Origin of the sequence: Curtobacterium sp. Curtsp57 (assembly GCF_047324335.1) — a bacterium.
In the GTDB taxonomy this organism is placed as follows: Bacteria; Actinomycetota; Actinomycetes; order Actinomycetales; family Microbacteriaceae; genus Curtobacterium.
Genome location: NZ_CP168511.1, coordinates 103,136 through 117,286 on the forward strand (window position 1 = coordinate 103,136; position 14,151 = coordinate 117,286).

A 14,151-nucleotide genomic window follows, 5' to 3' on the forward strand; every position below is an offset into this window, starting at 1 on the left:
ACCGGCGGGTATCCTGAAAACGCTCGAAAAGGGGGTACCTGCGTGCCGGTCTACCTCGACCACGCTGCGACGACACCGATCCTGCCGGAGGCGCTCGCCGCCTTCACGGACGCGCTCGCGACCGTCGGCAACCCGTCGTCGATCCACAGCGCCGGCCAGCGCGCCAAGATGCTGCTCGAGGACGGACGAGCGCGCGTCGCAGCGTCCCTCGACGCCGAACCCGTGGAGGTCGTCTTCACCTCGGGCGGGACCGAGAGCATCAACCTCGCGATCAAGGGTCTCTACTGGGCCAGGCAGCAGGACCGGCCGCGGCCCCGCATCGTGGTCGCCGCGGGGGAGCACCACGCGACCGTCGACACGGTCGACTGGCTCGAACGCCACGACGGAGCGGTCGTCGACGTGGTCCCGTTGGACGCGGACGGTCGCCTCGATCTCGCCGGACTGGAGGCACGGCTCGCCTCCGCCGACGACGTCGCCCTGGTCACGTTCCTCTGGGCCAACAACGAGGTCGGCACGATCCAGCCGGTCACCTCGATCGTCGCGCTGGCGCACGCCGCCGGCGTCCCCGTGCACTCCGACGCCGTCGCCGCCTACGGGCAGGTCCCCGTCTCCTTCCGAGCGTCCGGGTTGGACGCGCTGAGCGTCTCCGCGCACAAGATCGGCGGGCCCGTCGGCATCGGCGCGCTCGTCCTCGGGCGGAGCGCGACCGTCGAGCCGCTCATCCACGGTGGAGGGCAGCAGCGGCAGGTCCGCAGCGGGACGCAGGACGCGCCGGCGGCGATCGCGTTCGGTGTCGCCGCGTCCGCACCGCACGCCGACGTCCGGGTGCTCCGTGACCGCCTGATCGCCGGCGTGCTCGAGGCAGTGCCGTCCGCAGTGCTCCGCGGCGATCCCGTCGACCGACTGCCGGGCAACGCGCACTTCACCTTCCCGGGCTGCGAGGGCGACTCGCTGCTCTTCCTGCTCGACGCCGCAGGGGTCGCCGTGTCGACCGGGTCGGCATGCCAAGCGGGCGTCCCCGAGGCGTCGCACGTGCTGCTCGCGATGGGGCTGTCGGAGGACGAGGCCCGCGGTGCGCTCCGCATCACGCTCGGACACACCTCGACCGATGCCGACGTCGACGCGTTCCTCGCGGCGCTGCCCGACGCGGTGGCGCGCGCAGGTGCTGCGGGGATGGCCTCCCGGACGCCGTCGATGGGGCGGTGACGGGGCGGGATGGAACGGCTGGTCGTCGTGGGAACGCCTGAGCGCTTGCCTGCATCTGTCGACCGCGCGAACTGGCCCGTGCACGTGACCGTCCTGCCGAACTTCGTCGTCGACGGCTCCGCGGTCGCTGCCGTGACGTCGATCGTCCGCGAGGCCGCCGACCGGCAGTCGGCGTTCGACGCCGACCTGGGACCACGCGCGATGTTCGGCCCGCGCCGCGACGTCCCGGTGCTGCTCGCCGAACACCCGGTCTTCCACACACTGCACGGATCCTTTTCCGGATCGGTCGAGTCGCTGCCAGGATTCCGGACCGACCATGCCGAGTTCTGGGGGACGGGGTACCGGCCTCACGCGACGGTCGTGTGTGGAGCGGAACGCGCCCGGCGGATCAGCATCACGAACCTCGCGGTGGCGTCCCTCGCCGGTCCTCAGGCGCGCGTCCTCCTGAACTGCCAGCTCGCCGCCCGGTCGTAGCGGCCGAGCCGGAGGTACGGGGCTCCGCTCCGGCAGCGGCGGCGAGTCGTCCCGCGGCGAGATCGCCTCTCGAGACGTCGACATGACGTGCTTCGTGTGCCTACCATCGGCGCAGTCGGCGACTCCGTCGACGCAAGGGGAGTGTGTCTCCCGGGTGGGTGGGCTCCCCTTGTGGAGCCCACATGACCGTCGTCTACCGACGCCTGCTGGCTGACCGTCCCTTCGTGATCGGTGTCGGAGCAGTTGCCCTGTCAGCCGTCGCGCTGGGGATGATCCCGCTGTCGCTGATCCTGTCGCCCGGCGATTCCCTCGCCACCGGGGCAGTTGCTGCCGGCGCCTTCGGGCTGGCGAACGCAGTGGGCGTCCCGGTTCAGGGGGCGGTGATGGCGCGCGTCTCGGCCCGCTGGGTCGTGAGCATCGGAGCGGGCGTCAGCAGCAGCTTCATGCTCTTGGTGGCCGCATCGCCGGGGGCGACTGCGCAGTCGGTGCTCCTCGCCGGAGCCGGGGTCTCGTTCCCGGCGCTGGCGGCAGCCCTTCGAGCTTCGATCCCGCGTTCCTTCTCCGAGCCCGCGGAACGGTCTGGTGCCTACGCGCTGCTCTCGGTCGCGTTCCAAGCGGGACTCGCGACAGGACCGGTGGTGGCGGGCCTGCTCGTGGCCTCGGCGCCTCGGCAGCTGGACTTCGTGGTCGTCGCGGCGGTCATCGGGGCCGCCGGCGCCCTGCTGGCAGTGTCGATGGGGACGACCACGCCGACACCGCCTGCCGGTTTGTCCCTCTCGCTGGCCGGTGCGGCGCCGTTCGCTCGGATCGTCTCGGTCGGTGGTCTGGTGAGTGTGGCGACGGGATCGTTGACGGTGATCGTGCCGGCCGTCGTGGAGGCGGCGGGCAGGGGCGAACTGGCAGGGCCGGTGTTGGCCTGCCTGGCACTCGGAGAAGCCGTCGGTGCCCTGCTCTTCGGTGCACGACCGGTGCCGAGCAGCCGGCGGGCGCAGCTCCTCACCGCTCTTGCCCTGACCGCCGGCGGATACGCGACGTTGGTGATCGCTGCTGATCGGATCGTTCTCCTGGCCGCCCTGGTGTTCGTCGTCGGTGGGCTGTCGAGCCCGGTGGCGATCGTCCTGTCCGGCGCGCTCGACGTCGTCGTGCCGCCGCGGTTCATCGCGAGCGCGTACGGCCTCGTCGTCGTGGCTGCTGTCGGAGGTTCGGCACTCGGGACGAGCGTTGCGGGGCTCATCGTCGGGAGCGGGGGCGGCGTCGCTGCCGCGGCGGCCATGGCCGCTCTGGCGATCTCGATCGCAGGAGTGCTGTCGGTTCGACACGTCGAGCGCAGGACGACGTCCCGCTGAGTCACCGAAGACGAGTGTCGATGCTCCAGACGACGTCGTCGGCGTCCGCCGTTGTGCTCAGTCCCCGGACGGTGCGCTACTGTCGTCGGTAGAGGGAAAAAACCCGCTCTGCTCCGGCGGATCGGATCGCACACGCGTCTCACGGGAGTCGCCACTTCTTCATCGGAGGAGTCCGCCCGTGCTCGATCAAACCCCTGTGCCCGACCCCGTCGTCCGTCCGCCGTTCGATGCCGAACTCGCGACGTTCCTCACCGCGCTCGAAGCCCGCGGCCCCTTCACCATCACCGAGGAGATGCTGCCCCACATGCGGCAGCTCGACGTGCCCGAGCGCGTCCTCGACGAACGCCTGCGCTCGCGCGGGTACCAACGGCGGAACGTCACGGTTCCCGGTCACCTCGGCGACCCGATCGACCTCGCGATCATCGACCGCATCGAGCGCTCCGGCACGACGACCGCGGCCGTCTACACCATCCACGGCGGGGGCATGGTCTTCGGCCATCACCTCGGGAACCTCGACGGCTACGACGACTGGCTCCTCGACCACGACGTCGTCCTCGTCAGCGTCGACTACCGGCTCGCGCCCGAGCACCCGGACCCCTACCCGGTCGAGGACTGCTACGCCGGCCTGGTCTGGGTGGCCGAGCACGCCGCCGAGCTCGGCATCGACCCAGCGCGGATCGTCATCGCGGGACAGAGCGCCGGCGGCGGCCTCGCAGCGGGCACGGCGCTCCTCGCACGCGATCGGAAGGGGCCGGAGCTGCTGGCGCAGATCCTCGTGTCCCCGATGCTCGACGATCGGGACGACACCGTGTCCACCATGCAGATCGACGGCGTCGGGGTCGCGGACCGTCAGATGACCCGCTTCGGCTGGGATGCGTACCTCGGGGACCGCCGTGCCACGGCCGGCGTGTCCGTCTACGCCGCGCCGGCTCGTGCCACGGACCTCTCCGCGCTCCCGAAGACCTACATCGACTGCGGCAGCGCCGAGGTGTTCCGGGACGAGGACGTCGCCTTCGCCAGTCGCCTCTGGGCGTCCGGTGTCGACGCGGAGTTGCACGTCTGGCCAGGGGCGTTCCACGGCTTCACCAGCATGGTGCCCGACGCCGCGATCTCGAGGACCGCGACCGCAGCCCTCGCCGACTGGACGACGCGACTGTTCGGCGCCCCGTCTCCGATCGCGCCCTAGTCTTGTCGGATGCTCTCCCGACGCGAAGCGGCCATCCGGCTCGACATCCCCCTCGAGATGGCGGCCCATCACGGGATCCCCGCACGCCTGAGCGAAGTCGAGCTCGAGGCGATCGAGCAGGATCCGCCCGCCTGGCTCGTGCAGTCGCGCGCGAACCGCACGGGGAAGAAGAAGGTCTGGGTCAGCCTCGAGTGCGTGGTCTGCGGGTACGCGGAGGACGCCCGGCCCAAGAAGTGGTGGCCGGACTGGGACTACCTGATGTGCGACTACCACGCGCCGTACCAGGCACCGGACCCGACGGTGGGGCTCACCCGGCGCGAGGTCGAGGGCATCGGCAGCCGGTTCGTCGCCCTCGTCGACGAGAAGCCGTAGCGGGGACCGGGACCGGCGGGGCGGCGACCGGGACCGGCGGGGCGGGGACCGGGACCGGCGGGGCGGGGACCGGGACCGGCGGGGCGGACCCGCACCGAGCCTCCTGTCCGGACGGTCGGCCGTGTCGGACGCGCGCCGGTAGGATCGGTGACCATGGTCGAACTGGACTTCACCGAGCAGCTCTCCGCACTCCGAGAGACCTTCGGCAACATCCGCTCGGTGGTCGACGTCGACCGCCTGGAGCGTGACATCGCCGATCTCAGCGAGCAGGCGGGGGCACAGGACCTCTGGGACGACGTCGAGCACGCGCAGCAGGTGACGAGTGCGCTCTCGCACCGGCAGTCGGAGCTCAAGAAGATCACCGACACCGAGCGGCGCATCGACGACCTCGAGGTGCTCGTCGAGATGGCGAACGAGGCCGACGACCAGGAGTCCGCCGACGAGGCCGCCGCCGAGCTCAAGGCGATCACCAAGACCATGGGCGACCTCGAGGTGCAGACGCTCCTCGACGGCGAGTACGACGACCGTCCCGCCGTCATCACGATCCGCGCCGGGGCCGGAGGCGTCGACGCGGCCGACTTCGCCGAGATGCTCATGCGCATGTACCTGCGGTACGCCGAGCAGCACGGCTACAAGACCACCGTGATGGACACGTCCTACGCCGAAGAAGCGGGGATCAAGTCCGCCACGTTCGAGGTGGACGCCCCGCACGCCTTCGGCACGCTGTCGGTCGAAGCCGGCACGCACCGCCTGGTCCGGATGTCGCCGTTCGGTGCCGCCGGCAAGCGCCAGACGTCCTTCGCCGCCGTCGAGGTCATCCCGCTCATGCCGGAGACCGCCGTCATCGACATCCCGGAGAACGACATCCGCGTGGACGTCTTCCGCTCGTCGGGTCCTGGTGGGCAGTCGGTCAACACGACCGACTCCGCGGTGCGCCTGACGCACATCCCGACCGGCACCGTGGTCTCGATGCAGAACGAGAAGTCGCAGATCCAGAACCGTGCTGCGGCCATGCGTGTGCTGCAGTCGCGCCTGCTCCTCCTGAAGAAGGAAGAGGAGAACGCGAAGAAGAAGGAGCTCGCCGGCAACATCACGGCGAGCTGGGGCGACCAGATCCGCTCCTACGTCCTGGCGCCGTACCAGATGGTCAAGGACCTCCGCAGCGAGCACGAGGTGAACAACCCCTCAGCGGTGTTCGACGGCGACCTGGACGGGTTCATCAACGCCGGCATCCGCTGGCGGAAGCAATCCGTGGAGTCCTGAGCGCCAGCGTGCCGCGCGCCTGGCTTGTTTTCCAAGCGGGGCGACCTACCCTGATCCGGTCATGATCAAATTCGACCAGGTCACCAAGGTGTACTCGGGCAACCCGAGTCCAGCGCTCGACAACATCACCCTCGAGATCCTCAAGGGCGAGTTCGTCTTCCTCGTCGGCGCGTCCGGCTCCGGGAAGTCCAGCTTCCTGCGCCTCGTGCTCAAGGAGGAGAAGCCGTCCCGCGGGCAGATCCACGTGCTCGGCCAACGCCTCGGCGCCCTGTCCTCGCGGAAGGTGCCGTACTTCCGACGGAACCTCGGCGTGGTCTTCCAGGACTTCCGACTCCTGCCGAACAAGACCGTCTTCGACAACGTCGCGTTCTCACTGCAGGTCATCGGCAAGAGCAAGGGCTTCATCAGCGAGGCCGTCACCGACGTGCTCAAGCTCGTCGGGCTGAACGGCAAGGCGACCCGCATGCCGCACGAGCTCTCCGGTGGTGAGCAGCAGCGTGTGGCCATCGCCCGCGCCGTCGTGAACAAGCCGTCCGTGCTCCTCGCCGACGAGCCGACCGGCAACCTCGACCCGACGACCTCGGCGGGCATCATGGCGCTCCTCGAACGCATCAACCAGGGAGGCACCACCGTGCTCATGGCGACGCACGACGCCAGCATCGTGAACCAGATGCAGCGCCGGGTGATCGAGCTGTCCGGCGGCACCGTCCTCCGTGACGAGCAGTCCGGCGGGTACCAGACCCAGGCGTTCCCGACCATCCAGCAGTCCGGCGTCTCGAACACCACCGGCATCCAGACCATCCCGGGGCTCATCCGATGAGGCTCGGGCTCGTCATGTCCGAGGTCGGTTCCGGCCTCCGACGGAACGCCTCGATGGTCGTCTCGGTCGTCCTGGTCACCTTCATCTCGCTGACCTTCGTCGGCACCGCGATCCTGCTCCAGATGCAGATCAACCAGATGAAGGGGTACTGGTACGACCGGGCCCAGGTCGCGGTGTACCTCTGCACGGACACCGACACGACCGGCAACTGCACCGGCGCCAAGGCGACCGACGACCAGCGGAAGCAGGTCGAGGAGCAGCTCAAGGGCTCGACGCTCGCGCCGTACATCGAGAAGACGTACTACGAGGACCAGCAGCAGGCGTACGACCGCTTCAAGCAGCAGTTCAAGGACTCGCCCGCCACGGAGTTCGTCAAGCCCGAGTACCTCAACGAGACGTACTGGGTGAACCTGAAGAACCCGTCGCAGGCCGACGTCCTGCAGGAGAGCCTGTCGAAGGTCGCTGGCGTGCAGAGCGTGGTCGACCAGCGCGGCTACCTGCAACCGATCTTCAACCTGTTGAACGCGTCCTCGTACACGGCGATCGGCATCGCGGCGCTCATGCTCATCGCGGCCGTGCTGCTGATCGCGACGACGATCCGGTTGTCGGCGTTCAGTCGACGGCGAGAGCTCGGCATCATGCGACTCGTGGGCGCGTCGAACCGGTTCATCCAGACACCCTTCGTGCTCGAGGGGGTGATCGCGGCAGCCATCGGGGCGGTCCTGGCCGGTGGTGCGATCACCGCGGTGGTCTGGTTCTTCGTCCGCAACTACCTGACGAAGCGGTTCTCCGGCACCGCGTTCATCGGGATGAGCGACGCGGCGGTCGTCGTGCCGGCGGTGATCGTCATCGGGGTGGTCCTGGCGGCGGTCTCGGCATCCATCGCGATCCGCCGGTACCTCAAGGTCTAGCCGGGCGCTGCGGAGCAGTGCGGACGGGCGGCGCGCCGGGAAGGTGCGCCGCCCGTCCGGTGTTCGCTAGTCTGTAGGGCTGCACATCGGCAGCGACCGTTCGAGAGGAGACGCGCATGGCGAAGGAACGCGGCGAGAAGATCGTGGCGACCAACCGTCGCGCGCGCCACGACTACCTGATCGAGGACACGTACGAAGCGGGCATGGTGCTCTCGGGCACCGAGGTGAAGTCGCTCCGCGAAGGGCGTGCGTCGCTCGTGGACGGGTACGCGTTCGTCGACGGGGGAGAAGCGTGGCTCGACGCCGTGCACATCCCCGAGTACACCGAGGGGACGTGGAACAACCACGCCCCACGGCGCAAGCGGAAGCTGCTGCTCCACAAGCAGGAGATCGTGAAGATCTCGCACAAGACCCAGCAGGGCGGCTACACGCTCGTCCCGCTGCAGATCTACTTCCACGACGGTCGTGCCAAGGTCGAGATCGCGGTCGCGAAGGGCAAGCGCGAGTTCGACAAGCGCCAGGCCCTGCGCGAGAAGACGGACAAGCGTGAGGCCGAACGGGCCATGCGAAGCCGGAACCGCCTCGGAGAGTAGCGGCGAGAGCCGTTCCTCGGTAGACTGAACAGCTGCCTGCGAGAGCGGGCATTCAGAACTCCACAGTGTGACAGCGGCTCGCTGCTCGGCCCCCATGGGGATGATCGGTTTCGACATCGCCTGTGTGCCGACGGGAAGCGGGCCGAGGACCCACGGTTATCTCGTTAACGATCCGTGGAAAACAACAAGTGCCAATTCCAAGCGCACTGACTTCGCTCTCGCTGCGTAAGCAGCCCAGCACATGAAGTCCGTCGGCCAGGTGATCGTCTCCTAACCTGAGTTCCGGCGTCATCCAGGGGACTTGCTGCACGGTTGCGCCTCAGGGCCGTGCGGGACTTGCACTGAGACTGGGCCCGTCGTCCTAGAAGCCGGTAGCAAAGGACGGGGCCGAGCAGAACGAATCATCCGGATACGCCCGTAGAAGACGTCGAATTGCAGCGATGGACGGGGGTTCGATTCCCCCCATCTCCACCAACGCCGAAGCGACGCAGCCGCTGTCACACCGTGGTCACTCTTCCGGTTCACCCGGCAGGACTACGCTCCGCACCAGGCGCAGGAACACGCCAGCGCCGGTGAGTGGAAGGTCCCGTCGTGCAGGAGATCGCGATCCGTGTCCGGCTGCGAGAGCAGGAACGAGTCGGCCTGGCCGAGTACGAGCGCATCGTGGGGTCCGTCGCGACCGTCGCGGCACTCACGGCCTGGCTGCCCACCCCCGACGCCCGCCTGGTGATCCGCGGCCGCGGTGCCGAGCCGGTCCGCCTCGAGACCGTGTCGTACGGGTCGACGTTCGAGATGCTCGTGGTCCTCGACCAGCGCAGCGCCGCCGTCGAGCGGGCCGCCGCGACCGTGGCTGCCCTCATCGAGTCGGTGCGGTACGAGCACGTCGAGGACGACGTCTCCGGTGTCGCCGGCGAGCTCGACCGCCTCGATCGGTCCGCGCCCCGTGGTCGGTCGGTCGCCGAGCGGTCCCTCCGTGCGTTCCTCGAAGGGGCACGCGCCGATGTGCTCGCCCGGAAGAGCACGACGCGCCTCCGAGCGGCGTCCGCGCTCGTCCGGCTCGCCGAGGAGGCTGCCGAGATCACCGTCGAGCGGGTCGAGGACGCGTTGGCGTCGGAGCTCACCGAGCAGCCCGTCGACGTCCTCGCCGACACCGGTGCCGCGGTCGTCGTCGAGCCCGTGGACGGGATCGAAGCGCCGGAGGAGCCGTCGACACCGAAGCGGGACGAGCTCGGCACCGCCGACGGGAAGCAGGCGAAGCAGAAGTCCAAGGACAAGGACAAGGACAAGGACAAGGACAAGTCCAAGGACAAGGACAAGGGCGACAAGAAGAAGTCGAAGAAGAAGTCCAAGGACAAGGACGACAAGAAGACGAAGAAGAAGGCGAAGAAGAAGTAGTCTGAGTGCTTATACAGGGCATTTGTTTCCACCTCGTTAACAAATCGTCCGAGATCGCCACCAAGTGCCAGAGTCGATGACCACGTCCCCTGCAGAGGGGACGTGGTCATCTCGACAGGAGCAACAGTGGCAACATCGACAGCACAGGCGCTGCCCGACTCAGGGCTCAAGCGCAACGTCGGCTTCATCGGCCTCATCTGGGCCTCGACCGGTTCGATCATCGGATCCGGGTGGCTCTTCGGCTCGCAGGAAGCACTGAAGACCGCCGGTCCCGCAGCGATCATCTCGTGGCTCATCGGCGGCGTCGCGATCCTCGTCCTCGCACTCGTGCACGCCGAACTCGGCGGCATGTTCCCGATCGCGGGTGGAACAGCGCGGTTCCCCCACATCGCGTTCGGTGGCGTCGCCGGTGCATCGTTCGGCTGGTTCTCGTGGCTGCAGTCCGTGACCGTCGCCCCGATCGAGGTCGAGGCGATGATCAAGTACGCCCAGCACTGGCAGTTCGCCCACCCGTGGTTGCACACGACCACGATCGACGGCGAGACCCAGCAGCTGCTCACCGGTGCGGGCATAGCGGTCGCGATCGTCCTGATGGCCGTCGTCACCGTGATCAACATGCTGAGCGTCCGGATCCTCGCGAACACGAACTCCGCTGCGACCTGGTGGAAGGTCGCGATCCCCCTGCTCGTCATCATCGTGCTGGCGTTCAGCGGCTTCCACGGCTCGAACTTCACCGCGGCCAACGGGTTCATGCCAGAGGGTGCGAAGGGCATCCTCGCGGCGGTGTCGACGTCGGGCATCATCTTCGCGTTCCTCGGCTTCGAGCAGGCGGACCAGCTCGCGGGCGAGGCGAAGAACCCGAAGCGCGACATCCCGCGCGCCGTCATCGGGTCGGTGCTCATCGGGCTCGTGATCTACCTGCTCCTGCAGATCGTGTTCCTCGGCGTGCTGCGCTCCGACGCGATCCAGGGCTCGTGGGCGACCGCGGACTTCACGAAGTACACCGGTCCGTTCGCGGACATCGCGATGGCGGCTGGCATCACCTGGTTGGCCGTGGTCATCTTCATCGACGCGATCATCTCTCCGGCCGGGACGGGGCTCATCTACGTCACGGCCACGTCCCGCATCTCTTACGGGCTCAGCCGCAACGGCTACTTCCCGAAGGCGTTCGAGTGGACGACGAAGCAGGGCGTGCCGTGGGTCGGCCTCATCGTGGCGTTCGTCGTCGGGTGTGCGTGCTTCGCGCCGTTCCCGTCGTGGCAGGGCCTCGTCAGTCTCATCACGAGTGCGTCCGTCCTGATGTACGCGGGGGCGCCGCTCGCGCTCGGCGCGTTCCGCAAGCGCATCCCGGAGATCGAGCGGCCGTACCGGATGCCGGCGGCGACGGTCCTGTCGCCGATCGCGTTCATCGTCGCGAACCTCATCATCCTCTGGACCGGGTGGGACACCGACTGGAAGCTCGGCGTCGCGATCCTCATCGGCGCCGTGGTGATCATCCTGAACAACGTGTTCCGCGGGGCGTCGAGCGTCCGGCCGCGCTGGGACTGGAAGGCGGCGCAGTGGCTGCTGCCGTACCTGATCGGGATGGGGCTCATCGTGTTCCTCAGCGACTTCGGCCCGCTGACGCACCCGGTGTTCCCGCTGTGGATCGACATCGTCGTGGTCGCGGTGTTCTCGCTGGTGATCTACTACTGGGCGATCAACTCGGCGTCGCCGCGTGAGGAGATCCTCCGGACCGCCGAGGACGTCCGCGACACCGAGGAGTCGTCCGTGGTCGAACCCGTCCACCACTGACGACGGTTCCGGCGGTCGTCAGGCGACCAGCAGACGGACAGGAGGCTCGTGGCGGCGCCGCCACGAGCCTCCCGTCCGTTGCGTGACGCGACTAGAAGTCGAACAGGTTCCCCCGGATCCCGCCGGCTCCGTACTCCCGCCGCAGCAGCCCGCGCTGCCGGAGGACCGGCACCAGGTCGCCGAACATCCGGTACACCTGCGCCGGGTGCAGGTCGCCGGAGAAGATGATGCCGTCGTTGTCCGCGTCGGACCCGAGCTCCTCGATGAAGTCCGCGAACTCGTCAGCGGTGCCGACGAAACCGGCGCGCTCCGAGACCCGACCCTTCCTGGCCTTCCGGGTCAGGAGCTCGCGGAGCGGAGCGTCCGGGGTGTCACCGAGCAGCCCGCGGATCGTCCCCGCGGAGACGTGGTCCCCGAAGGTGCCCTCGGGGATCGGCGCGTCCAGGTGGAGCGCGAGCAGGTCCGTCTCGGAGTCGCTCGACCACGCGATCGCGGCCGTTCGGAGGTCATCGTCCGAGGGGTGCCGCGATGCATCGACGATCCGGTCGGCCTCTGCTGCCGAGACCGTGATCTCGGGCTTGAGGACGAACAGGATGCGCAGGTCGCCGGCGGTGCGGCCGGCCTCGAGCGCGGCGGCGATCACCCGGGCGCGGTAGTCCGACACGGCCGATGCGGACAGCGGCGCGAGCGCGAGCTGCACGTCCGAGTGCGTGCCCGCGAAGCCGAGCCCCCGTCCGGAACCACCGGGGGAGACCACGATCGGGTCGGAGTCGAGCGGCAGCGCGTTGAGCGGTCCGTCGGCGGTGAAGTACGCGCCCTCGTGGTGGAACGCGTCGAGTTCGGACCCGTCGGCGAAGTGCCAGTCCGGACGCGATCCGACGTACCCGTCCGACCCCCACGAACGCCAGAACCGGCGGAGCAGGGTGATCCACTCCTCGGCTCGGTCGTACGCCTGGTCGTGGGGGAGCGGTGGGAGTCCCGCGTGCCGGGCGCTGCCGACGTCCGTGACGACGTTGATCCCGAGGCGCTCGGACGACAGGTGCGCGAGCGTGGCGAACTGTCGTGCGGCGAGGTACGGCGGGGTGATCCCGGCGTTCACCGTCGGTGCGATGCCGATGTGGCTCGTCGCGGCGAAGAGGTACGGCGCGAGCAGCAGCGGGTCGTGCTTCGGGCCGCCGTAGGCCTGGCGGATGCGGAGGTCGAGCGTCGACGGGTTCCCGAGCGAGATCGCGTCCTCCGCGATCACCAGGTCCATCCCCGCCTGCTCGAGGGCCCGGACGGACTGCTGGTACAGGTCGGGCTTCGTCCAGTCGTGGCCCCAGTCCCAGTCGGACCGGCCCCATGCCTGCGGGCCGAACCCGCGCGAGAAGAAGTACCCGAAGTGTTGCAGGTCCGCCATCTAGAGCTCCTCGGCGATCACGTGCCGCCCTGGGACCGAGTGTTCCAGGGAGGCGAGCTCCGTGTCGAAGCCGCGCCGAGCCTCCCGTCCGGCCCGCAGGGCGGCGAAGCCGCGCTCGAGGTCGCGGATCAGGTCGGCGACGTCCTCGATGCCGATCGACAGCCGGATCAGTCCGTCGTCGATACCCTGCGCCGCACGTTCCTCCGGCGTCCGACCGGCGTGCGTCGTCGTGGCCGGGTGCAGGACGAGCGAGCGGACGTCGCCGAGGTGGGTCATCCGGCTGAACAGCTGCACCGCGTCGATGAAGGTGCGCGCGGCCGGCTCGCCGCCGGCGAGCGTGAACGCGAACACCGACCCGGCTCCTCGGGGCAGGTACCGCTCCGCCAGGTCGTGGAACGGACTGGAGGCAAGGCCCGCGTGGTCGACGCTCGTCACCTCCGCCTGCTGGTCCAGCCATTCCGCGACGGCCAGCGCGTTCGCGCTGTGCCGCTCCACGCGCAGGCTCAGGGTCTCGATGCCCTGTCGGAGCAGGAAGGCGTTGAACGGCGACGGCGTCGGGCCGATGCGGGAGCTGATCACGTCGCGTGCGAAGACGACGTACGCGCGGTTGCCGTACTTCTCCACGTAGCTCTGGCCGCCGAGCGCGCGCTCCGGGGTCGTCAGGTGCGTCCAGCGTTCCGGCGAGGCGGACCAGTCGAACGTGCCACCGTCGACGACCACGCCGCCGAGGCCGGAGCCGTGGCCGCTGAGGAACTTCGACGCCGAGTGGATGACGATGTCGGCGCCGAAGTCGATCGGCCGGACCAGGTACGGCGTCGCGAGGGTGTTGTCGACGATGAGCGGGACGCCCGCCCGGTGCGCGGTGTCCGCGACGCCCGTGATGTCGAGCACGTCGTTCTTCGGGTTCGGGATGGTCTCCGCGAAGAACGCCTTGGTGTTCGGGCGGACCGCCGCCGCCCACGCGTCCAGGTCGCGTGCATCGGCGACGAAGTCGACCTCGATGCCGAGCCGGCCGAGGTTCTGCAGCAGCAGGCCGCGCGTCCCCTCGTAGATGCTCCGGGCGCTGACGACGTGGTCGCCGGCCTGCAGCAGTCCGAGGAACGCCACCGTCGCCGCCGCCTGGCCGCTCGACACGAGGATCGACTCGGTGCCGCGCTCGAGCAACGCGATCCGCCGCTCGACGTCGGCGTTCGTCGGGTTGCCGAGTCGGGTGTACGTGTACCCGTCGTCGGTGCCGGCGAAGCGGTCACGGGCCTGCTCGAAGTCGTCGAAGAGGAAGCCGGACGACATGTGGATCGCGGGAACCCTCGCACCGTGTGCGGCGTCGGGGACGAACCCGCCGTGCACTTGCTCGGTCGCGAATCCGTGGTCGTCGTTCGACATGTGGCACCT

13 protein-coding genes and 1 other RNA gene are annotated in these 14,151 nt (G+C 69.1%); 12 read left to right on the plus strand and 2 right to left on the minus strand.

Going from position 1 to position 14,151, the window contains the following annotated elements:
* Positions 1–42 precede the first annotated feature (42 nt).
* From ACEN9V_RS00465 to ACEN9V_RS00520, 12 genes are all read left to right on the plus strand, one after another.
* Positions 43–1,206: a cysteine desulfurase family protein gene (locus tag ACEN9V_RS00465; protein ID WP_413601706.1), complete on the plus strand. Its 1,164-nt coding sequence runs from the start codon at positions 43–45 to the stop codon at positions 1,204–1,206.
* 45 nt (positions 1,207–1,251) lie between these two features.
* Positions 1,252–1,680, plus strand: coding sequence for a 2'-5' RNA ligase family protein (locus ACEN9V_RS00470; RefSeq protein WP_413601707.1), 429 nt, complete (start codon positions 1,252–1,254; stop codon positions 1,678–1,680).
* Positions 1,681–1,862: 182 nt separating this feature from the next.
* The gene (locus tag ACEN9V_RS00475; RefSeq protein ID WP_413601708.1) at positions 1,863–3,026 is read left to right on the plus strand and encodes an MFS transporter; all 1,164 of its coding nucleotides are present in this window, start codon (positions 1,863–1,865) and stop codon (positions 3,024–3,026) included.
* Positions 3,027–3,204: 178 nt separating this feature from the next.
* Positions 3,205–4,212 carry an alpha/beta hydrolase gene (locus tag ACEN9V_RS00480; RefSeq protein WP_413601709.1) on the plus strand — a complete coding sequence of 336 codons (1,008 nt, stop codon included), beginning with the start codon at positions 3,205–3,207 and terminating at the stop codon, positions 4,210–4,212.
* A gap of 9 nt (positions 4,213–4,221) precedes the next feature.
* A complete protein-coding gene (locus ACEN9V_RS00485; RefSeq protein WP_413601710.1) occupies positions 4,222–4,584 on the plus strand; it encodes a hypothetical protein in 363 nt (120 codons plus the stop codon).
* Between the two features lie 153 nt (positions 4,585–4,737).
* Complete coding sequence (gene prfB / locus ACEN9V_RS00490) at positions 4,738–5,847, plus strand: peptide chain release factor 2 (protein WP_281264837.1); 1,110 nt, start codon at positions 4,738–4,740, stop codon at positions 5,845–5,847.
* A 61-nt stretch (positions 5,848–5,908) separates the two neighbouring features.
* Positions 5,909–6,667 carry a cell division ATP-binding protein FtsE gene (gene ftsE, locus ACEN9V_RS00495; protein ID WP_413601711.1) on the plus strand — a complete coding sequence of 253 codons (759 nt, stop codon included), beginning with the start codon at positions 5,909–5,911 and terminating at the stop codon, positions 6,665–6,667.
* On the plus strand, positions 6,664–7,578 hold the full coding sequence (ftsX, locus tag ACEN9V_RS00500; protein WP_402728954.1) for a permease-like cell division protein FtsX: 915 nt from the start codon (positions 6,664–6,666) through the stop codon (positions 7,576–7,578). The genes ftsE and ftsX overlap by 4 nt, the downstream gene beginning before the upstream one ends.
* Positions 7,579–7,694: 116 nt before the next feature.
* A complete protein-coding gene (smpB, locus tag ACEN9V_RS00505; protein ID WP_144765472.1) occupies positions 7,695–8,171 on the plus strand; it encodes an SsrA-binding protein SmpB in 477 nt (158 codons plus the stop codon).
* A 96-nt stretch (positions 8,172–8,267) separates the two neighbouring features.
* Positions 8,268–8,645: a transfer-messenger RNA gene (ssrA, locus tag ACEN9V_RS00510) on the plus strand.
* A gap of 117 nt (positions 8,646–8,762) precedes the next feature.
* Positions 8,763–9,566: a hypothetical protein gene (locus ACEN9V_RS00515; protein WP_413601712.1), complete on the plus strand. Its 804-nt coding sequence runs from the start codon at positions 8,763–8,765 to the stop codon at positions 9,564–9,566.
* A 126-nt stretch (positions 9,567–9,692) separates the two neighbouring features.
* The gene (locus ACEN9V_RS00520) at positions 9,693–11,360 is read left to right on the plus strand and encodes an APC family permease (RefSeq protein WP_402728952.1); all 1,668 of its coding nucleotides are present in this window, start codon (positions 9,693–9,695) and stop codon (positions 11,358–11,360) included.
* 91 nt (positions 11,361–11,451) lie between these two features.
* On the opposite strand, the gene ACEN9V_RS00525 is transcribed toward ACEN9V_RS00520, so the two are convergent.
* A complete protein-coding gene (locus ACEN9V_RS00525) occupies positions 11,452–12,759 on the minus strand; it encodes an LLM class flavin-dependent oxidoreductase (protein WP_413601713.1) in 1,308 nt (435 codons plus the stop codon).
* Complete coding sequence (locus ACEN9V_RS00530; RefSeq protein WP_413601714.1) at positions 12,760–14,142, minus strand: O-acetylhomoserine aminocarboxypropyltransferase/cysteine synthase family protein; 1,383 nt, start codon at positions 14,140–14,142, stop codon at positions 12,760–12,762. It abuts the gene before it with no gap.
* Positions 14,143–14,151: the final 9 nt, after the last annotated feature.

Excerpts from the sequence above, each read along its gene's own strand:
- ACEN9V_RS00475 (WP_413601708.1), top strand. The coding sequence starts at position 1,863 with ATGACCGTCGTCTACCGACGCCTGCTGGCTGACCGTCCCTTCGTGATC.
- ACEN9V_RS00485 (WP_413601710.1), top strand. The coding sequence starts at position 4,222 with ATGCTCTCCCGACGCGAAGCGGCCATCCGGCTCGACATCCCCCTCGAG.
- prfB (WP_281264837.1), top strand. The coding sequence starts at position 4,738 with ATGGTCGAACTGGACTTCACCGAGCAGCTCTCCGCACTCCGAGAGACC.
- ftsE (WP_413601711.1), top strand. The coding sequence starts at position 5,909 with ATGATCAAATTCGACCAGGTCACCAAGGTGTACTCGGGCAACCCGAGT.
- ftsX (WP_402728954.1), top strand. The coding sequence starts at position 6,664 with ATGAGGCTCGGGCTCGTCATGTCCGAGGTCGGTTCCGGCCTCCGACGG.
- smpB (WP_144765472.1), top strand. The coding sequence starts at position 7,695 with ATGGCGAAGGAACGCGGCGAGAAGATCGTGGCGACCAACCGTCGCGCG.
- ACEN9V_RS00525 (WP_413601713.1), bottom strand. The coding sequence starts at position 12,759 with ATGGCGGACCTGCAACACTTCGGGTACTTCTTCTCGCGCGGGTTCGGC.
- ACEN9V_RS00530 (WP_413601714.1), bottom strand. The coding sequence starts at position 14,142 with ATGTCGAACGACGACCACGGATTCGCGACCGAGCAAGTGCACGGCGGG.